At 45.8% G+C, this 21,629-nt stretch carries 14 protein-coding genes; 7 read left to right on the top strand and 7 right to left on the bottom strand.

The features are described 5' to 3' along the window. Positions 1-26 precede the first annotated feature (26 nt). From Q0895_RS03890 to Q0895_RS03880, 3 genes are all read left to right on the top strand, one after another. Positions 27-2,132, top strand: coding sequence for an acetyl/propionyl/methylcrotonyl-CoA carboxylase subunit alpha (locus Q0895_RS03890; RefSeq protein ID WP_299185649.1), 2,106 nt, complete (start codon positions 27-29; stop codon positions 2,130-2,132). A gap of 209 nt (positions 2,133-2,341) precedes the next feature. After that, complete coding sequence (locus Q0895_RS03885; RefSeq protein WP_299185647.1) at positions 2,342-3,262, top strand: hydroxymethylglutaryl-CoA lyase; 921 nt, start codon at positions 2,342-2,344, stop codon at positions 3,260-3,262. Positions 3,263-3,453: 191 nt separating this feature from the next. Beyond that, on the top strand, positions 3,454-4,641 hold the full coding sequence (locus Q0895_RS03880) for an isovaleryl-CoA dehydrogenase (RefSeq protein ID WP_299185646.1): 1,188 nt from the start codon (positions 3,454-3,456) through the stop codon (positions 4,639-4,641). Positions 4,642-4,730: 89 nt separating this feature from the next. On the opposite strand, the gene Q0895_RS03875 is transcribed toward Q0895_RS03880, so the two are convergent. Both Q0895_RS03875 and Q0895_RS03870 read right to left on the bottom strand, forming a co-directional pair. Further along, positions 4,731-5,459 (bottom strand): pantothenate kinase, encoded by a 729-nt coding sequence (locus Q0895_RS03875; protein ID WP_299185644.1) that lies wholly within the window; start codon positions 5,457-5,459, stop codon positions 4,731-4,733. A 144-nt stretch (positions 5,460-5,603) separates the two neighbouring features. After that, positions 5,604-6,551, bottom strand: coding sequence for a biotin--[acetyl-CoA-carboxylase] ligase (locus tag Q0895_RS03870; protein WP_299185642.1), 948 nt, complete (start codon positions 6,549-6,551; stop codon positions 5,604-5,606). A 339-nt stretch (positions 6,552-6,890) separates the two neighbouring features. Here Q0895_RS03870 and Q0895_RS03865 point away from each other — a divergent pair, with 339 nt between their 5' ends. Continuing rightward, positions 6,891-7,694, top strand: a complete 804-nt coding sequence (locus Q0895_RS03865) for a sulfite exporter TauE/SafE family protein (protein WP_299185783.1) — start codon at positions 6,891-6,893, stop codon at positions 7,692-7,694. Between the two features lie 8 nt (positions 7,695-7,702). Here Q0895_RS03865 and Q0895_RS03860 read toward each other — a convergent pair whose 3' ends face one another. After that, the gene (locus tag Q0895_RS03860; RefSeq protein WP_299185641.1) at positions 7,703-8,002 is read right to left on the bottom strand and encodes a DUF4298 domain-containing protein; all 300 of its coding nucleotides are present in this window, start codon (positions 8,000-8,002) and stop codon (positions 7,703-7,705) included. 139 nt (positions 8,003-8,141) lie between these two features. Between Q0895_RS03860 and Q0895_RS03855 the strand changes: the two genes are divergently transcribed. The 3 genes from Q0895_RS03855 to ligA all read left to right on the top strand — a co-directional run bounded on the left by Q0895_RS03855 (position 8,142) and on the right by ligA (position 15,559). Beyond that, the gene (locus tag Q0895_RS03855; RefSeq protein WP_299185640.1) at positions 8,142-12,065 is read left to right on the top strand and encodes an AAA family ATPase; all 3,924 of its coding nucleotides are present in this window, start codon (positions 8,142-8,144) and stop codon (positions 12,063-12,065) included. 216 nt (positions 12,066-12,281) lie between these two features. Beyond that, the gene (locus tag Q0895_RS03850; protein WP_299185638.1) at positions 12,282-13,301 is read left to right on the top strand and encodes a cell division protein ZipA C-terminal FtsZ-binding domain-containing protein; all 1,020 of its coding nucleotides are present in this window, start codon (positions 12,282-12,284) and stop codon (positions 13,299-13,301) included. 263 nt (positions 13,302-13,564) lie between these two features. Then, on the top strand, positions 13,565-15,559 hold the full coding sequence (gene ligA, locus Q0895_RS03845) for an NAD-dependent DNA ligase LigA (RefSeq protein ID WP_299185782.1): 1,995 nt from the start codon (positions 13,565-13,567) through the stop codon (positions 15,557-15,559). 79 nt (positions 15,560-15,638) lie between these two features. Here ligA and Q0895_RS03840 read toward each other — a convergent pair whose 3' ends face one another. The 4 genes from Q0895_RS03840 to Q0895_RS03825 all read right to left on the bottom strand — a co-directional run bounded on the left by Q0895_RS03840 (position 15,639) and on the right by Q0895_RS03825 (position 21,494). Continuing rightward, positions 15,639-17,222 carry an RNA-directed DNA polymerase gene (locus Q0895_RS03840; protein WP_299185636.1) on the bottom strand — a complete coding sequence of 528 codons (1,584 nt, stop codon included), beginning with the start codon at positions 17,220-17,222 and terminating at the stop codon, positions 15,639-15,641. A 76-nt stretch (positions 17,223-17,298) separates the two neighbouring features. After that, complete coding sequence (locus tag Q0895_RS03835; protein ID WP_299185634.1) at positions 17,299-17,835, bottom strand: hypothetical protein; 537 nt, start codon at positions 17,833-17,835, stop codon at positions 17,299-17,301. Between the two features lie 285 nt (positions 17,836-18,120). Further along, positions 18,121-18,573, bottom strand: coding sequence for a hypothetical protein (locus Q0895_RS03830; RefSeq protein WP_299185633.1), 453 nt, complete (start codon positions 18,571-18,573; stop codon positions 18,121-18,123). A gap of 470 nt (positions 18,574-19,043) precedes the next feature. Continuing rightward, positions 19,044-21,494 carry a YgiQ family radical SAM protein gene (locus tag Q0895_RS03825; protein WP_299185632.1) on the bottom strand — a complete coding sequence of 817 codons (2,451 nt, stop codon included), beginning with the start codon at positions 21,492-21,494 and terminating at the stop codon, positions 19,044-19,046. Between the last annotated feature and the right edge of the window lie 135 nt (positions 21,495-21,629).

Here is a 21,629-nt window from a genome sequence, read left to right as displayed (position 1 = left end):
AAAAACGACAAGACACAGGGATAGTTATGTTTTCTAAAATTTTAATCGCCAACCGTGGTGAAATTGCCTGCCGTGTGGCCGCGACTGCCAAGCGCTTAGGCGTCCGTACCGTCGCTGTTTATTCTGATGCCGACCGCGGCGCCAAACATGTCGCCGTCTGTGATGAAGCCGTTTATTTGGGTGGCTCATCGCCGAAAGACAGCTATCTAAAAGGCGATGCGATCATTGCGATTGCTCGCGATGTGGGCGCGCAAGCGATCCATCCAGGCTATGGCTTTTTAAGTGAAAACGCCGACTTTGCTCAGGCTTGTCAGGATGCGGGGCTGGTGTTTATCGGTCCATCCGCTGATGCTATTCGCGCGATGGGTGGCAAGTCTGAGTCCAAGCGTTTGATGGAAGCGGCTGGCGTGCCGCTGATACCGGGTTATCATGGCGACAATCAAGATGCCGAGTTTTTAAAAGCGAAGGCCGACGCGATTGGCTATCCTGTGTTGATTAAAGCCAGTGCCGGTGGCGGCGGTAAAGGCATGCGTATCGTTGAGCAAAGCAGCGATTTTATCGAAATGCTAGACTCTTGTCGTCGCGAAGCCATTACCAGTTTTGGTAATGATCAAGTGTTGATTGAAAAGTACGCCCTAAAACCACGCCATATCGAAATCCAAGTATTTGGTGATACGCATGGCAACTATGTGCATCTGTTTGAGCGTGATTGCTCGGTGCAGCGTCGTCATCAAAAAGTGCTAGAAGAAGCGCCAGCGCCAGGCGTCGATGCAGCGATGCGTGAAGCGATGGGGACAGCGGCGATTGAGGCGGCGCGTGCGGTCAGCTATGTCGGTGCAGGGACGGTTGAGTTCATCGTTGAACAGCGCGAAGGCACGATGAGCTTTTATTTTATGGAGATGAATACCCGCCTACAAGTTGAGCACCCAGTCAGTGAAGCCATTACTGGTGTCGATTTGGTCGAGTGGCAGCTCTTGGTCGCCTCTGGTCAGCCATTGCCAAAGTCGCAAGATGATTTGGCGATTAATGGTCATGCGATTGAGGCGCGTATTTGCGCGGAAAATCCTGACAATGATTTTTTGCCAGCGACGGGTACACTCTTTACGTATCAAAAGCCTGAACACAGCACCTTTGATGTTGCCGATGTACGTATCGACGATGGGGTACGCGAAGGCGATGTGATTAGCCCGTTTTATGACTCTATGATTGCCAAGCTTATCGTGCATGCGCCGACTCGCGAGCAGGCATTGGCCAAACTCGATCGCGCATTGGCACAAACGCGCATCGTGGGCTTGCCAAATAACGTGGCGTTTTTGCGTTATATCTTGAATACAGAGTCGTTTAGTCAAGCCAATCTCGATACGGCGCTTATCGATCGCGAGGCGGACGAGTTATTTGATCAGCATCCACTTGATTTATCGACGCTGGTTGTGACTGCTATCGCCCAGCAGCTGGCTAGTGAAGGCATGGCGCAAGACGCCGATCCGTTTAGTAAGCCGATAGGATTCCGTGCTTATAACGATTATACACGCTCGTTTAGCTTGGTTTATGATGAGCAATCTTATAGCGCTCGTATTAGTCATTGGCACAACGCCACTGTCACGGGTAGCAAAAAAGGCACAGATAATCTGAGCAGCTTTACACTAGTGATCGAAAAAGAAATCGCTAACGCTGACGAAAATGCCAATGCCAATGTCGCTGCGCCAACCGAAGCGGTATATGAAGGTGAGGTCAGCTACGCCAGCGATGACGCGCACCATCATACATTATGGCTCGATGGCGCACGTATCAATGCGCAGAGCTGGGTGAACAATGAAACCGTCTATGTGTTCACCGATCGTGGCCGTGATGAAATTACACTTGTCGATGTGATGGCGCATGTAGGCGAAGAGTCTGCGGCAGTCGGTAGCTTAAAATCACCGATGCCAGGGCAGGTCGTTGCTTTTAAGGTGGCTGTCGGCGATAGTGTAAAAAAAGGCGAGCCACTCGCCGTGATCGAAGCGATGAAAATCGAGCACACCATTACTGCACCCACCGATGGCGTGGTGGGAGAGTTGTTATTTGCAGCGGGAGATTCGGTGGCCGATGGTGATGAGCTGCTGCGTATTGATACAGAAGCTAGCGGCGCTTAAGCGCTGAAGTATAAGAAGTGGAATATATAGTCAATTCGATATAAAAACGATACAGTGAGATGAAAAGTTGTTTTTCGTAGCATCTGTCGGCGTAGGCACAGCACGCAAGAAAAACAACTTTTCATTGAGCGACTTGATAGCCATGTATCTGATTTATGTGAATTCGACTATAAGAACCGAAATATAAGAACAGTGAAAGGATAATAATCATGAGCCATTCGTATCCAGAGCACGTCACCATCGTTGATGTCAGCCCACGTGATGGCTTGCAAAACGAAGCCATGACGGTACCGACGGCGGTTAAGCAAACGCTTATCAACGATTTAATCGCAGCAGGCGTCAAAAAGCTGGAAGCAACCAGTTTTGTCTCGCCAAAGTGGGTGCCGCAAATGGGCGACAACAGTGAGCTGATGACCGCGCTGGCAGAGACGCGGCATAATGACGTTATTTATTCGGTACTCGTGCCAAATATGCGCGGCTTTGATAATGCGATTGCACATCGTCCTGATGAAATCGTCATTTTTGGCTCAGCCAGCGAGACTTTTAGTCAAAAAAACATCAATTGCAGTATTGATGAAAGCATCGAGCGTTTTGCTCCCGTTGCTGCTGCGGCAAAAGAGCATGGCATCAAAGTGCGCGGCGTCATCTCTTGCACGGTCGGTTGCCCTTATGAAGGCGAGATTGATCCTAGCCAAGTCGCTTATGTAACTAAGCGTTTGGTTGAGATCGGCGCTGAGCAGATTGGTATTGCTGATACGATTGGCGTCGGCACCCCGCTAAAAGTACAGCGAGCCCTACAAGCTGCTCTCGAGTATGCCGATATCACTATGCTCTCAGGGCATTTCCATGATACTTATGGTCAAGCCGTCAGTAATACTTTAGCGGCGTTGCAGATGGGCGTTAGCGAATTTGATACCTCGGTTGCGGGTCTTGGTGGCTGTCCGTATGCCAAAGGTGCAACGGGTAATGTCGCCACCGAAGATGTCGTCTATATGCTGCATGGTATGGGAATCAGTACTGGCATAGATTTAAATAAATTGGTCGTGGCAGGTGAGCGTATCAGTGAGTTTTTAGGTCGCCGCAATGGCTCAAGCGTGGCGCGTGCGCTGATTAATAAGCGTCAGTCTTAACTAAAAAAATAAAGCTAGTCATAAGCTAAATGAATAGAAATAAATGAATTGATAGCTGGTATAAATTTTTTGAAGCCTCTGGAGTGACGCAGTCGCACAGCAAGCGATAAAAATTTGTACCAGCTATATGGTCTCTTTTTAAATGGATCTAAATTTTTAAGATTTAAAACATCAAAATACAAGGAATGGTTATGAGTTTACCCGGATTGAATTTTCAGCTTGGCGAAGATATCGACGCACTGCGTGATGTGGTGCAGCAGTTTGCAGCTAATGAAATCGCCCCGCGCGCAAGCGAAATCGACAGCAGCGATGAGTTCCCAATGGATTTATGGCAAAAAATGGGCGACTTGGGTTTGCATGGCATTACTGTTCCTGAAGAGTACGGCGGCTCGGATATGGGCTACGTGGCTCATATGGTCGCAATGGAAGAAATCAGCCGCGCTTCTGCCTCTGTAGCACTCAGCTATGGCGCGCACTCAAACCTATGCATCAACCAAATCAAACGCAATGGTAATGAGGCGCAAAAACAAAAGTATCTGCCTAAGCTCATCAGTGGTGAATTCATCGGAGCTTTAGCGATGAGTGAAACGGGCGCTGGCTCAGATGTGGTCAGTATGAAGCTCAAAGCCGAAGAAAAAGACGGCCATTATGTGTTAAACGGCAGCAAAATGTGGATTACCAATGGTCCAGATGCTGACGTAATGGTTGTTTATGCTAAGACCAATCCCGAAATGGGCGCCAAAGGCATGACTGCATTTATCGTTGAAAAAGGCATGAAGGGCTTTGGCACCGCACAAAAGCTCGACAAGCTCGGCATGCGCGGCAGCCATACCGGTGAGATGACCTTTGATAATGTCGAAGTCCCCAAAGATAATATCTTAGGCGGCGTTGGCAATGGCGTCAAGGTACTGATGAGTGGTCTTGATTATGAGCGTGCGGTACTCGCCGCAGGCCCTATTGGCATCATGCAAGCGGTGATGGATAATGTCGTGCCTTATATCCATGACCGTAAGCAGTTTGGGCAAGCGATTGGTGAGTTTCAGCTGATCCAAGGCAAAGTCGCGGATATGTATACCATCTTGCAAGCGGGACGTAGCTTTTTATACACGGTCGGTAAAAACCTCGATATGCTCGATCAGCGCGGCGCAGGTCATAGCCGGGAAGTGCGCAAAGACTGCGCCAGTGTGATCTTGTGGTGCGCCGAAAAAGCCACATGGATGGCAGGCGAGGGCATTCAAATCTTCGGCGGTAATGGCTATACCAACGAATATCCGCTAGGTCGCTTTTGGCGTGATGCTAAGCTGTATGAAATCGGTGCGGGTACCAGTGAGATTCGCCGTATGCTGGTCGGTCGTGAACTGTTTAACGAGACTAAGTAGAAACACTTACTTTCACATTAAACCAAAAAAGCAGTACGCTTAAGACGTACTGCTTTTTTTATGCTAATTTTATAAAGTCATGAAAATTGCTATATCTGTTTGCTATGATCAAAATAGCGTGCTAGACCATTTAACAATAAATCATCGCGCAGGCGTACCGGGCGATTGACATGTTGGGCGATGATGGCGGCATCGCCACCCGTCATAATGACTTCAAAGTTGGGATGACGATGGCTAATCTCGTTGATAGCACCAACGATGGATAATAATATCCCGCGATGGACTGCATCTTGTGTGGTGATGCCTTGGCTGACACTATCAAACGTACCGTTAGAGATGGTGATTTGCTTGGTACCAGAAAACAACGACTCACGTTGCAGATAAATACTGGGAAAAATATAACCACCTAAATGTTCAGCGTGATCAATCAAATCAATCGTCACCGCTGTACCGCAACCTATTACGCACTGACGTTTTTTCTTATCGACTGCGCCCAGCATCTGTAGCCAGCGATCACAGCCGAGCTGCTGATCATTATAGTCGCTACGCATCAATGGGTGCGCGGCATCGACATGGACAAACTCAAAAGGGATGTTTAAGCGGCTCAGAGTCTCTGAAACTTTTACATTCAGCTCATCACCAAGCACGGATGAGATACCAATAAAGTCAGGCGCATATCGCTCAAAGCGATCGGTGAGACCCATGAGTAATTCGGCAGGCGCTTGCAAATGCTGCTTGGCATCGTGCGTGACTATCTGTCCGATGTCATCGGTGAGCCAGTATTTGAGACGGGTGTTTCCAAGATCTAACCAGAGCATAAAAAATCCCTTTATATGGTGCTCGTTAAGTATAGTCGGAGCACTTTTAAACCGCTACGGTGTTACCCGCCCTAGATGTACTTAGTGTACTATCTGCGGTCGGTCGCCTTGTAGCGATTTTAAAATTCCTTGACTATATATGGTTTAAGCCTCACGAATTACATCAATACGACCAGTAAAAAGCGCAGAAATCTTACCGTTATCTTGGCGCAATTGCAAACAGCCGTTTGTATCGATACTACAAGCACGCCCAGTAACCACATGCGCTTTATCATCATGGTCTTGAGTCACACGTAAACGTAGACCTGTCAGAGCATCCATCGTCGTAAACTCTTGCAAAAAGCTGTCTAGATAGTAGGTATGACCAGTTGGTTTTTCTATATCGAAGTGCTCAAAGCGCGTCATCGCTGCTATCAGGGCTTTGCTCATTTGTTGATAAAGCGCTTGTAAGGTTGGTAGACTTACATCGTTGGTATCATTATTAGTATCTGATTCCAGCATTCCATAAATATCTTGTAGGCTAATTGCCTGATAGCTCATGCCTTCGCAAGTCTGCACGGTTAGCTTTGGTGCAGCTTGTACATTAAGGCCAACGCCCATAACCACACCGACCAATTTTCCAGCCTTCCACACTGGTTCAATTAAAATACCAGCAAGCTTATTAAATTGAATAATTTGCGTATCGGGTTCAGCTTTATCTGATTTAGGTGAGCTTTGATAAAACCCCAAGTCATTGGCCCATTTGACGCCAATAGGAGTTAAACCTTGTGCGCGCAGCTGCTCATTTAACATTTGGATAATGGGCATTTTTGCCAGCTCGACGCCAATGATTAATGATAACAAACCGCTGATGGGTGTATACACTGGATGGTATAAAGACAGATAGACATTACCGCGCGGTGATTGCCATGAGCGTCCTCGTTGTCCGCGTCCTGCGCTTTGGGTCTCAGCCGTTAACAGATGCAATTGAATGGCGTTTAGTGTGCCATCTTGGACACTTTGTATTAGCTCGCTATTGGTAGACGCGCTACTGGTCACATGACGATGTGTAAGCTCAGATAAATAAACGGAAGTGTTGGCTGATGACGGCATAAATTTGGTCACTGTGGTTAAGGTCGCATGGATAATCTTTGATATACTGGGTATTTATCGACAATAAACAGTATAAGACAAACAGCATAAAGATCGGTTAATGGTTTGGCAAATATAATGAAGCCAACTCTAAATAAACAGCCTAAAATATATAACCCTAAATAAAATAGATGCATTTTTGTGCTGGACTGGCTGCGCAGCTTATATGTTACAAGTAGATATTCTAATCGCACTGTAACGTTTTAAAATGGCTTAATTATAAAACGTTTGGTTAAGTAAGCAGACAAACAAGCAAGATAAAAAACTCAAAAACAAGCAAAATAAAAGGCTGATTCGATGATGTTATATGTGTGGTTTGTCATTGCAGGTGCATTTGCAGGGGTCAGTGCAGGCTTGTTTGGGGTAGGCGGCGGCATGATTATCGTGCCCGCCTTGGTATGGATTTTTACAGCCTATGATTTTCCTCCTGAAGTGGTTACTCATTTGGCGGTTGGTACCTCGCTTGCGACCATTGTTGTGACTTCTATTAGCTCATTGACAGCGCATAATAAGCGTGGCGGCGTGCGCTGGGAAGTATGGCGCAAGATGGCGCTAGGTTTGGTCATCGGAAGCCTTGTCGGTGCAGGTATTGCGGATTTGATTGACGGTAAGGTATTGCAAGCTATTATCGGTGTTGGTGCTTTATTGGTGGCATTAAAGATGTTGTTCTTTTCTAACAAAGAACAGCTTGGTAAGCCATTACCGCCCGCTGGCGTGCAGTTTGGCGCGGGTACAGGGATTGGTATGGCGTCGTCTATCTTTGGCATCGGCGGTGGTAGCTTGACCGTACCGTTTTTAAATTGGGCAGGGCTACCGATGAAGCAAGCGGTCGGCACTTCAGCCGCTTGTGGTCTACCGATTGCATTAGCTGGCGCAGCGGGATTTGCATGGTTCGGACAAGACGTGGTCAATTTGCCTAAAGGCACAATAGGCTTTGTCCATGTTACAGGCTTTATATGTATTTCAGTCGTTAGCTTCGCTATGGCAAAAGTCGGTGCCAAGCTTGCCCATGTGTTGCCAGCACTTGTGCTCAAGCGTGCTTTTGGCGTGTTGTTGTTATTTGCCGGTGGGCAGCTGTTGCTTAGTGGGATTGGGGTAATTTAGGCTAAGGTTCACTTCCTATCAATCGCATCTAGCCCCAAACGCATCCACTTTCTTGCTAATTCATCATGGTCGGTGAGCATACTCCACAGCGCATCTTCACTAAAGATTGAGTGCTCTTTACCTGAGTGTTCAATGGGCAGATCCGCTTCACGATCTGCCATCCATTGCGGATTTAGATAGTAGTCTTTCAACTCATTTTGCAATGCTTCAGCTTTTAAGAACTGCTGCTGCGCCTCAATTTGCTGGCGATATAGCTCGCACCACTGCTCATATTTTTGTTGTAATTCTTGCGGATTATAATCAGTCATTTTAATGCCCTTAATTTTTAGTGCTTAGAGGAATCATTATTATTTTAAGCCTTATTATAGCATCCCGTACAAAGTCTAAAAACTCGTCATCATTTGCGGTAGAATAGCCGCCTGTTTTTGTTAAGTTCATTGATTCTTCATGCGCCTAAAATCTCTTAAGCTGGCAGGCTTTAAATCCTTTGCCAATCCTACGACTTTTACCTTTCGTCATGGTATCACCGCCATTGTCGGGCCAAATGGCTGCGGCAAATCCAACGTCATCGATGCCATTCGCTGGGTGCTGGGTGAGACCTCAGCTAAGCAGTTACGCGGCGGGGCGATGAGCGATGTTATCTTTGCCGGTACGCAAGATAAATCTGCCAAAAGTGTTGCCAGTGTCGAGCTGACCTTTGAGCATACCCAAGACGAGCAGACTGGTATTCGCCATGAATTGAACCTGTATCATGAGCTGTCTGTGCGCCGTCAGGTCAATAAAGAGGGACGCTCAGATTACTTTATCAATGGCACGCGCGCGCGCCGCCGTGATGTGGTCGATGTGTTTTTGGGTACTGGACTTGGGGCGCGTAGCTATGCGGTGATTGAGCAGGGCATGATTGGGCGTATTGTCGAGTCGAGTCCGCTGCAGCTGCGTGAGTTTATCGAAGAGGCGGCTGGCGTCTCACGTTATCAAGCGCGCAGAATAGAGACACAAAAAAAGCTTGAAAAAACCCAAGATAATCTGGCGCGTCTGCATGACATGCAAAGCGAGCTGGCAAGCCAACAAAAGCGCCTGTCCAAGCAAGCGGCTAGCGCTGAGCGTTATGAAGAGCTGGCACTGACGCTGGCCGATATCCAGCAGCAGCTGGCCATTCAGCAGCTGTATCAGGCCAAGCATAGCCAGCAGCAGCAAAAAATCGCCCATGAGCGTAGCGCTAATGAGGTCGCTGCCGTGCAAGCGAGCTATGATACGCTAAAAGCCAAGCAAGATAAGCTTGCCGCACATATCAATCAAGAACAGTGGCTCAAAGACGATGCGCAAAGCAGTCATTATCAGCAGCAGCTAAGCTACCAGCATGCCGAACATCAGCTTAGTGATGCCAAATCACAGTTAACCGTCATCGAGCAGCAACTGAACAGCTTAGCGCAGCAGCGCCAGCAAGCCATTGATGAGATTGAGCGCTTAAAAGCTGAGCAAGCTGAGCAGCAACATACGCTAGAAGCATTGCGGCCCCAGCTCGATGAGGTAGCGAGTAAACGTGAGACGCATAAACGTGACGAGCGGCCATTACAGCGCGCTTATCATGACGCGCAAAACCAGCTATCACGATTGCAAGACAATCATCGCGCGCTCGAGCAGCAGCAAGCGATCAATAGCCAAGCGCAAAAACGCCAGCAGCAAAATTATGAGAAATGGCAGCGTCGCCAGCAAAACTGGCAAAATCTCTGGCAGCAGCTACAGCAGTCATTATCTGCTAAGGCCGATGCGGCTCTTACGCATGGCACAGATAGACAAGAGCAGACCTTAGCGTCGCACATTGCTGAGCTGAATAAACAGCTACAACAGATCGAGCGCCAACAAGACAGCGTCGATGAGCGCCTCTCCGAGCTGCAACCGCAAGCGCATAAGCTGCAGCAGCTTTTACATAAGCAGCAGCGCGCGCTTAGCGAGGATGAAAAACGTCATGCGGTATTGGCTAGTGAATACGACACTTTGCACCAGATATTACATCCAAAACCTACGCCAAAATCACAACAGTCTGCTAATGTAAAAACCACCGATGTAGTAAAAACTGATTTAGAAAATCAAGTAGTAAATAACGATAACGACTTAGCCATTACCACCTTGCGCGAGCAGATTGAGCTTAGCGCAGTAGGCAAGCAGCATGCTGAGCTGCTCGATAAGGTGTTAGCACTATGGCTCGATAGTCATGTGCTGGCTTCTAAACAATCAAGTAATGAAAAAATTAACGGCGACGTGCAAAAAGCGAGTAGCTTATGGCAAGTGCTTGAGTATAATTTAAGGGATTTGTTTACTTATCAGAATGCGCAAAACGAACAGATTAATAAACAGGACAATTCGTCAATAGAAACTGGTCATAGCTTGTGGCTATCTGCTAAGCAAAATAATGTAAACGAAAAGCCATTTGTTAGCGCATTACCGGATACTTTGACTGATAAGGTACTGCCTTTATCAGAGCTGGTAGCTGCACCTAAATTAGCGCTTTGGCAGCAGTGCTATCTATATATCGCAGAGCTTACAACGAATAATCAGACCGTCGATGCGCTGGCAGATATATTAAAAGCCCTACCATCATCGGCTATTTTGTTAACGTCTGATGGCTGGCTTATCAGTCGTCAAGGTACGATAAATCTTAGCAAGCTTATGGGCGCGCAAGATGGTCAAAACGACAGCAATAGTCGATTTTTGACGCAGCGCCTACAGCAGCGCGAGCGTCTGCAAACATTAGAAGAGCTGCTTGATGGGCTTGAAGATAAAATAGAAGAGCAGCGAAAAGCCATTGCTAATAACCAACGCAACTATGATACGTTGACGATTGGCTTAGATGAGGCGCGCGCGCAAGCTGAGCAACTGACGCGTGATAGACACAATTGTCAGCAGCAGCTTACCACCCAGCGCGCTACCGCTGAGCGCCTGCAAGCGGACAGCGAGCGCCTAACTGCCGACAAAGCAGCCCTTGAGCAAGAGCAGCAGGAGCTTGAGCAAGAACAACAGACTCTCAATCATGAACAGCAGCATATTAAAAGCGAGATAGTGGCGCTAACGCCACAAATAGCGGATGCTCGGACCTTGAGTCAGCAATTGCAGGCCGAGCGCAGTGAGCAGCAACGCCGTCAGCAAGCAGATGAGGAGGCGTGGCAAGCACTACAGCTGCGTGTGCAACAAAGCGAGATGCGCCTTGAGCACAGTAGCAGTAGTCTAAAACGGGCGGGTGAGCAATATGATAAGTCGCTACAAAGCGAGCAAAGCCTAAAGGCGCAGCATGAGCAGCAGCAAAATAAACTGCCAGCGCTGCAAACAGCATTGCAGACAGTACAAAAAACGCGCGATGAGCAGCAATTGCTACTGGCAGAACGCGAAACGACATTGACGGCGCTAAAAGAAGAATATAACCAGCAGCAGGCAGCATTAGATAATCTACAGCAGACACTGCAGACTCAGCAGAGCAAGCTTGCTCATCTTGCCACCGAACTGGCATTGAGCGTGGCACGCTTGGATGATGCCAGTCGTCATACGCAAGAGGCGCTAGAAGATTATTATAGTGTGAGTCATAAATATAAAGCAGATAAAGAGTTGTCACAGCAGACGGTGAGTGTCTCAAACTTATTGGCGGACTTTATCGCCCATGATCGCCGCGTGCGCCCTGATAAAATCGCTGAGCTTGAGCGCGAAAAGTCCAAGCTTGAGCAGCAAATCAGCAAAATTGGCGCGGTCAATTCAGCCGCCGTGGCAGAGCTAGCAGAGGTTAATGAGCGCTTAGAGCCACTTGCGCAGCAGACCGCTGATATCACCGCCAGTATGGAGACATTGAGCGAGGCAATTGCCTCTATCGATGAGACCACCAAGACTTTATTTATCGAGACGTTAGAGGCGGTCAATACCGAGCTTGCCAATTTATTTGCCAAAGTCTTTGGCGGCGGTCAAGCAAGCTTGACCTTAAATTTAGAGGATTTGCCAGCAAACACACCTAAGTCAGAGCAGTGGCGAGCAGGGCTGACCTTGATGGCGCAGCCAAAAGGCAAGCGTAATAGCCGCCTTGCGGTACTCTCAGGTGGCGAAAAAACCCTAACCGCGCTCAGTCTTATCTTTGCTATCTTTAAGCAGCATCCCGCGCCATTTTGTGTGCTAGATGAGGTAGATGCGCCGCTTGATGATGCCAATGTTGGTCGTTTTACTAGCCTCATTCATGAGTTAGCAGACGATTTGCAGTTTATCTTTATCAGTCATAACAAGCTAGCGATGCAGATCGCTGATGAGCTTAAAGGCATTACTATGCCAAATGCTGGTATTTCTACCTTGGTCAGTGTCTCGCTTAACGAGGCTGTCAGCTACATTGATGGCTAGTATTGGTAATTAGTGTTAAGAATTGATAATCGATATCGAGTTTTATACAGACTCTAGTATTATAGTTAGAGCCAAGATTACAACGTAGTGCCACTATGTTGAGCTGGCTATAAACAATTACTATATGGTGACGAGTTTAGTCAGCCATGCTAGACTATTGCTATTTATTCTATTTTGTGTATTCCCTTTTATCATAGTTATTAGGACATATCTCTCATGACCGCTATTCAGTTTATCTTGATTGCCATTGCTGCATTTATCGTGCTTGCAGGCCTGTTTATGGTCATTCGTAGCTTCAAGCGTCGTAATAGTACGGAGGCCGCGGCAGTCAATTATGATAAAAATGGTATTCCCATCATACCGCGTCACGAGCGCAATATTGTCGATCAGCCAGACTTTGATGACACGGTCGCCGGCGAGACTACCATTGCGCCCAATCGTGATTATCTCGATGCGGTTATCGAAGACGAGCCGTTAACCGAGACTCATACCAATATTGACGCTCAATTGACCAAGGGTCGCGGTGAGACCGGAGCCAATGTCGATAATAAAGATGATGAGGACTATGCGCGCTGGCAAGCTGAGCAGCAACGCGCAGACAATGCTGAGTTTGCAGAAGTAGCTGGCTACATGCAAGGTGGTAGTGAGCAAGAGCCTGATGCGTTTTCTAGCCTTATGTCAGCGACTGATAGCTTGATGCCAGTGATCGATACGGCCGAAGAGCCAAGCTTTGATGACAATAGCCCGATACTTGATCAGCATTTATTAGAGCCTGTCGATGAAGCGCAAAATGGCCCACTTATTAATGCCAAAGACAATATCAACATCACTATATTGCCGCGCCAGTACCGTGATCGCCCGGTAGAGATTATACGCGGGCGTGATTTGTTGACTCTAATCGACAAGTATGGCCTACGCTTTGGGGCGATGAACATGTTTCATCGTTATGAGCAAAAAGATGGTACTGGCATGCTTTGGTTTAGTATGATGGGTATCACAGACAGTGGTATCGCGCCGTTTGATCCGCATAGCGTGGCGACCAACACTTATAATGGTGTAGTAGTGTTTTTGTCCCTACCGCATCCACAAGCGCTGCGCAGCTTTGATAGTATGATGAGCATTGCTTATATGATGGCGGATGATTTAAACGCGCTGATACTTGATGAAAACAACGAACCGATTACTCCTGAATATAAACAACAGCTACGTAATCAAGTTCGCGACTATGAAATTTAGTAAAGACAAAAGTTAACAGCAGTACTAACTGTATTCTAAAAGGCAAACAATGCAGCGTAGATAACATATCAATGGTTGCGTTGTTTGCCTTTTTTAATCGTCCTGATTTTCTGCAAAATTATATCCGAGTAACCCGCAAAATTGTTATCATATCGGCATCTTGAATTATAAAGACGCTGACTATGACTGACCCTCTCTTATCGACCGCCGCAGCACAAGAAAGCCCACAACAATCAATCACGCCCGACGACATCGTGGCACAAATGCGCACGCTTATCGATGCTATCAAGACACATAATTATGCCTATTACGTGCTCGACAACCCCATTCTAGAAGATAGCGAATACGATCAGTTGCGCCGCTCTTTACTTGAGCTTGAAGAAGAATACCCAGATTTGGTGCAGCCGGACAGTCCTATCAATCAAGTCGGTGATACGCCGCTGGCAGCATTTACCCAAGTGACCCATGACATTCCTATGTTGTCGCTTGGCAACGTCTTTGATTATGATGAACTGCACGCATTTATGCGCAGGATCAATGACCGTCTAAGTGACGCCCAGCAAAACCCCGAATATGAGATAGAGCTTAAGCTTGATGGCTTAGCAGTCTCGCTAAAGTATGCGTACGGCAGATTTATTCAAGCAGTGACACGTGGCGATGGACAGACAGGTGAAGATATCACTCAAAACGCCAAAACCATTCGTAACTTGCCATTATGGTTAGCTGACGCCGCTGATATTGAGCTGTTAGAGGTGCGCGGAGAGGTGCTAATGCCCAAGGCAGGCTTTGAGCGACTCAACCGCCTAGCAGAAGAGAACGATGGTAAAACTTTTGCCAATCCGCGTAATGCTGCTGCTGGTAGCTTAAGACAACTTGATCCAGCTATTGCTGCCAGCCGCCCGCTCGCATTTTATTGTTATTCAGTTAACCAAGGTTTACCTGAAAATATCAGCACTCAATCAGCGGCGCTAGCATGGTTAAAAGACATTGGCTTTACGGTCAGTGCGGTCGAGGTCGTGCAAAATCCACGTGAAGCGCAAGCCTACTATGAATCGGTGATTGAAACGCGTGATGATCTACCGTTTGAAATTGATGGGACAGTGATTAAGGTCAATAGCTTGGCATTGCAGCAGCAGCTTGGCTTTTTATCGCGTGAGCCGCGCTGGGCAACGGCGTATAAATTCCCTGCCCAGACCGTTATGACCCGTTTGCACGCTATTGAATGGCAAGTCGGACGTACCGGACAAATCACCCCAGTCGGTAAGCTTGAACCAGTCAAAGTCGGCGGTGTCACCGTTAGCAATGTCACCTTGCATAATTTTGGTGAGATTCAGCGCTTGGATGTGCGCGCAGGCGATATGGTTAGCGTGCATCGAGCAGGCGATGTGATTCCCAAAGTCACGCGCGTCTGGCATGATCAGCGTTCAGAAGACTCGGTACCTGTTAAGCTGCCCTCTACTTGCCCAGTATGCGACTCGCCTGTGGTGCTGCCCGAAGATGAAGCCTTAGCGCGTTGTACTGGCGGTCTGTTTTGTCCCGCGCAGCAACAAGAAGCCCTCATTCATTTTGTCTCACGCCGCGCGATGGATATTGACGGTCTAGGCGAGCGCTGGCTCATTAGCTTCTTTGAGCACGGTCTTGTCAAAACTGTCGCCGATATTTATAACTTGCATAATCATCGAGACGATCTCATTACTTATGAAAAACTGGGTGAGAAGTCCGTACAAAACATCATCAGTGCTATCGAAGCCAGCAAAAAGACCACCTTGTCACGCTTTATCTACGCACTTGGTATTCGCGGTGTGGGTGAAGGCACTGCACAAAACCTTGCCCAGCAATTTGGCGATCTTGATAGCCTAATGGCAGCAGATATTGATACGCTACTACAAACGCCTGACGTGGGCGCTATCACCGCTGAGCTTATCCATGAGTTCTTCCGCGCACCGCACAATATCGAAGTCATCACCGCCTTAACGGAGGCGGGCGTGCATTGGGATAAGGTTGAGCAAGTGGCGTCAGAAGGGCTGCCACTCGATGGGCAAACTTGGGTCATCACAGGCGCGCTCGATAGCATGGCGCGTGATGAAGCGAAGGCCAAATTGCAAGCATTGGGCGCAAAAGTCTCGGGTAGTATCTCGGCCAAAACCACTGCGCTACTGGCAGGTGATAAAGCTGGCTCTAAACTAACCAAAGCTGAAAAATTGGGCGTTAAGATAGTGGGTGAGGAAGAGTTTTTAGCGATGTTAGAAGATTCGTAGCATAGTTTTTAATGTGTATGGTGGGCTGGAGATAGAGTAACCCACCTCAATTATTTCTACTTTTTAAAAGAATAATTTGTTAGATGTTGAAAAGGGGCTTCAAGAAGCTAATTTTGTCCTTTTTCATCTTACTCCAGTACTTTTGCAGTTTGTTAGCTGGCAAAACCTCGTAATAGTATAGCCAGTAATCATCTTCATTATTATTATACAGATGCTCAGCTACTACTTTATGCTGCTTAATCACATTGCTGCGGGCTCCATATTTCTTTTTATCGTATAAATAGGCAAGCAGCAATGTTAAGCAGTCATCAAGATTACCAACTTTTTCTAATAAAGTAGAATTTATATCAAACTCAAAATCGTATTTTAATGAAAAGTATATTGAGTATGCTACAAGTTCATAACTATTTCGCTTAGCTCCATAAACGAGTAAGTTGTCAGCTATGCTTTTGATTGTAGAGGTTTTTACTTTATATCTTTCAAACAGTTGATTTTCAAGAACTCCTACAAGATAAGGGTAAAGAATAACCAAATGATGAACAGTATTTACAAGATAATCAATAGCGTTTTTAGAAGCTTGTTTACTAGTGATAACCTTTATACCGTAATTTAATATAGTAGCGTCATCATCATTTTTATTAAGCAAACTCAATAGAAAATCTAAATAACTAACCATAACACTATAATTGAGATAATTTAGCAAACTTACTGGATGGTTGGAAATATCGACAATCCAACTTGAATTTCTTGTAGCAGGTAAGTCTTTTATTGAAACTTTTTTACCATTAAGTATCAGACCATATTTCCGCAACTCACTAGATAGGTCAGCTAAAAAATTTTCTGCTGTTTCATAGTTTTCTGTTAAACAGATATAGTCATCAATATGCCTTATAAATTTGTAACCCCTTTTGACTAGGTAGTAATCGACTACTACCAATACAATTTCAGAAACTAAATTATAGGCATGAGCACCTATTAAAATACCGTGCGTTTCCCCATTATTAGTGTTCATTAAAAGTGAGTCTAGATCGTTATACCAATTTTTTTTCTTACGATTTGCTTTAACTTTTGCATTTGCTTTACCAGCAATTGCCCAAGTCAAAGAATGGGTATAGATACTACCAAAGCAATTGGAAATATCAGCATGAGCCTGAAATCTTGCTCCAATCTTGAACTTCAATAATGGGTCATCGTCTTCTTCATAGTCAGAGTAACCCATATCAAAAAGTTGCTCTTTATCTATTCGACGATTTATGACTCTCAATGTGTCATACTTTCCCATAACTAATATTTTTTTATTCTCTTTAGTTTTTCTTATATGTATTCTACTAACTTTCCAATCATGACTATCTGTATTAGTTTGAAAATGTAATAGGATATCGCTCCAATTATTTTTCAAATTGAAGCAAAGATTTCTATACGCTATAGGATTTGGGATTGTAAGAATTCTGGGTATGTTTATATTCCTTATACTTTCATAATAAACGGGAGTAGTTTCTTCCTTTTGGAAAGTAGTTTCTTTTTGTTTTTTACACCACCCAAAAAAATCAATAGACTGCAGAAATGGGGGTAAATTGTCGCTAAACATGCCATAGCTTAATAAACCCGCATAAACTTCGTCCGAGCTAAGCAATTGATGTTGTTGATAATATGATTTAAACATAGACTTCCTTGTTTTTACAATCTATCTAATTTTTTCAGTCTAATCACTCTTAGTTTAGAACAGTAAAACTTAACCTTTACTCCTCCACCTCTCCATGCACCTCACCCTCACCCTTTTTACCATCAGGTTTAATCTCAATAGGTAACACCAGCCCTTCAGCAAAGTCACCAGCCAATACATAATTATAGCTACTGGCCGTGATATCAGGTGTGGTATGGATGATAAGCGTCATATCTTTATCATCGGTCAGCTCATGAGAGATATAGCTATCATTGACTTGATCGAGCACCTTTGACAGCGCTTCGTTACTTGCCATACTCACGGTTAGATTGTGCTGGGCAGTGGCATTATCTACATCGAAATACTCGGCGTAGTCGCGTACATTTTGACTATCATGTGCAAATGGATAGTTGTAATCAGCAAGGTCAGCAGGCTCCTGTCCGCTTGCTACCAAAGACCAGTCGATTTCGTTGGTTGGCGTCGATGAGTCTGAGACAGTTGGCTCGGTAGCTGTGTCGGCGCTACCAGTCGTATCAGCACTATTATTACAGCCTGTTAGCACCCACATACTAGCGGTAGCGATTACCATTATATTCATTAAGCGCTTCGTCATCGACGTCTCCTCTTTAACATTGGTTATAAATTTTATATAAGCACTATTTTGACAGCTTTCGTTATGCTTCTCTAGCAAAACGCAGCAAACGAGCGATTGTTATAAAAATATCGGCAAGACAGGTATAGTTGGTTCACTTCGCCATTAACGTATTGATTTTATTTCGAACTGACTATATGTTTTATGGACTACACGCATAAAAAAACAGCCATTACTAATGACTGTTCATTCTAGTGCTCAGCTTCTTTGGTGTAGGTTGATTATCGATCAAGAGTACAACCAGAATTATGATCTACCTATTTTGCAATCAACTTGATACTCTTTACCATCAGCCCATTTCATAGCTAAGATGCCTTTGTCGCCTGTCATGTGCCATGCATAGACAACTTCTGGGTTTGACTCATTTACATAGCTTGCTGTGTCGCCTTTCACATCGCCATTTAAGATAATTGGCTGCTCTGACCAGTTTACTTTAGGAAGTGTGGCAGTCAACATGACTTGTTTTTTGTTAATAGATTGTTTGGCAAGAATTTGACTGTCGTCAGTACAAGTATAAGGCGCAGGCGCCATACGATCATAGGCTGCATCAGTCACGCTTTCTGAAGCAGGGGTAGTCGTACTTGGCGTCGTTGGAGTAGTAGGAGTATTTGGAGCAGTAGGGGTAGGTGCGGTAGTAGCACAAGCGCTAAGTAAAGCAAGGGCAGGCAGGGCAGTAGCAATCTTAGTTAAGGTCTTCATAATTCTCTCCAAAAACATACAGTCATATCGTTTATTTGTATTTAACAATGCGTTAAGCATATGACGCACATATTAGCGAAAATAAAGACGGTAGATTGTTAGAAATTGTTTGTAAGCTGTTATTTACGTTACGTGATCGCTGGCTAATGTAATTCAGAATTTGGAGAACCTTAAAAACTCTAAATTAAAGTGGCATATATTTTGTCTAAATGCGCGACTGATAAAATTATATTGCTTACTGTGCGTACGCAGACAGAGACTGCAAAAATTACTATCAGCCGTACTGCGACATTTTTAGAGTGAATTGATTATATCGATAATTATCAGGCTCAATAAACCAGTTTAAATAAAAAGCGCACATCGGCTTGGGAGCTGATATGCGCTTTTATTGTTTTACTGCTATGAGCTAATAACGTTTAGCCTATAATTTGTAGTAACTAATTTCTAATATTTAATACGACTTATTAACGCTACTTAGTTTTACGCGGCGGCAAACCAGTATGCTGCGTTTGGAAGTTACCTTTGCTCACTCGTTTCGTATTTTTCTTAGCTGACTTCTTCGCTGAAGTATTATTGGTTGAACCATTGCTACGCTTCACTGAGTCGTTGCCTACGCGGCTATTCTTTTTGCGTGCCGACTGATAGCTATCTTGCGCCCCGTCGCGTCCTTCTAAATGTGCATTAAATGGCGGTATTAAACAGCCACGATTTTTACCGATTAGATCGCTGCGGCCCATATCTTGTAGCGCTTTACGTAACATCGCCCAGTTTTTTGGATCATGATAGCGCAGAAAAGCTTTGTGTAATTTGCGCTGTTTACCAGATTTGACAATATCCATATCACCTTCACTGCGACTGACCTTATGTAGCGGGTCTTTGTGAGTGTGGTACATGGTGGTCGCCGTCGCCATAGGACTTGGGTAAAACGCTTGCACTTGGTCAGCGCGGTAATCGTTGCGTTTGAGCCATAGCGCAAGATTCATCATGTCTTCATCTTTAGTACCCGGATGAGCCGCGATAAAGTAAGGAATCAAATACTGCTCTTTACCTGCTTCCTGACTGAAGCGCTCAAACATCGCTTTAAATGCGTCATAACTGCCCATACCAGGCTTCATCATCTTCGATAGCACGCCTTCTTCAGAATGCTCTGGTGCGATTTTGAGATACCCACCGACATGATGACTGACCAATTCTTTGACATATTCAGGATCTTTTACTGCCAAGTCATAGCGCAAACCAGAAGCGATAAGAATCTTTTTGACGCCTTTGATATCACGGGCTTTACGGTATAGCTGAGTCAAATTACTGTGATCAGTAAGCAGGTTTTCACAGACATCAGGATAGACACAAGACGGCTTACGGCAATTTTTCTCAATGGTTTCATCTTTACAGTTTAGGCGATACATATTGGCAGTTGGACCACCAAGGTCAGATATCACCCCAGTAAAGTTTGGCGCAGTATCACGGATGGCTTCGACTTCACGTAAGATAGAGTCTTCTGAGCGGTTTTGGATGATACGTCCTTCGTGCTCAGTGATAGAGCAAAACGTACAACCACCAAAGCAGCCACGCATGATATTGACCGAAAACTTAATCATGTCATAAGCAGGAATGCGCGCATCGCCATAGCTTGGATGCGGCAAGCGTGCATAGGGTAGATCAAACACATAATCCATCTCTTCAGTTGAGAGTGGAATCGGTGGTGGATTGAGCCATACATCGATAGCAGTGTGCGAGTTGCCGCCGCCGCTACCATGACGCTGCACCAGCGCACGAGCATTACCTGGATTGGTCTCTAAATGCAGGATACGGCTGGCGTGAGCATAAAGAACAGGATCAGACTTGACTTGCTCATAATCAGGTAGGCGAATCACCGTCTTTTCACGAGCAGGTAATTTAAGTTTATATTTACGCGCAGTCTTAGGCTTTTCTTTGACGTTGTCGAACCCTCGCAGCTGCACCACTTGAGTATCTTCATCGACTTGATCAGCGTTAATAACTTTATTGGTAACTGGCTCTGCGACGAAGCCAGCATATTGGGCAGACATTCCTGTCATGGCTTGCCCAACTGGCGAGTCGCTAGGCTTTTCTTGCTCGATTTTACAGCTATCAACGTCTTCGGTCATCACATACGGATTGATAATGGGATCGACACGGCCGACGGTATCGACATCGTTGCTTGCCACTTCAGTCATATCCGCTTGCCAATGGCGACGGCTAGGCGACAGCAAATAAGCTGTACCACGTAGCTTGCTCATTTGCTCAAACGTATAGCCTTTTGAGAGACCATGTACCACATCGACGATGGCCCGCTCAGCGTTACCATACAATAAAACGTCAGCGCGAGAGTCGAGGAGGATACTACGGCGCACCTTATCTGACCAATAGTCATAATGAGCAATACGGCGCAGACTGCCTTCAATACCACCTAAGATAATCGGCACATCAGGATAAGCTTCACGGCAGCGCTGACTATAGACAATAGCCGCGCGGTCAGGGCGTTTATTGGCGACGTTTCCTGGTGAGTAAGCGTCATCACTACGAATCTTGCGATCAGCGGTGTAGCGGTTAATCATGCTATCCATATTGCCCGCAGTGACGCCGTAAGCGTAGACGGGCTTACCAAGCTCCATAAAAGCGTCTTTACTCTTCCAATCAGGCTGGGCAATGATACCGACACGAAAGCCTTGCGACTCTAATAGACGACCAATGATTGCCATGCCAAAGCTTGGATGATCGACATAAGCATCACCTGAGATGATAATGACATCACAAGCATCCCAACCGAGCGCATCCATCTCAGCACGCGTCATCGGCAAGTAAGGAGCGGGCTCATAGCAGCTTGCCCAATGTTTATCATAGTCGTAAAGCGGTTTGACGCCTTGTTTAAAGGCGGTGCGGGCGATGGTATCGGCAGACATGGGCGGACCTATTAGCTAAGAGTTTGGCTGTAGAGCATAAAGAGGATTTAAAGGCAGACGGACAGGTTTTCTGTGCCTTTAAAAACCGCTCATTTTAACATGAATTACCCTCAGGTAGCGATAAGTTATTGATAG

Source organism: uncultured Psychrobacter sp., assembly GCF_947495825.1.
Taxonomy (GTDB): domain Bacteria; phylum Pseudomonadota; class Gammaproteobacteria; order Pseudomonadales; family Moraxellaceae; genus Psychrobacter.
Note: the sequence above shows the minus strand (reverse complement) of the source record. Positions and strands in the feature narration are given on the sequence as shown.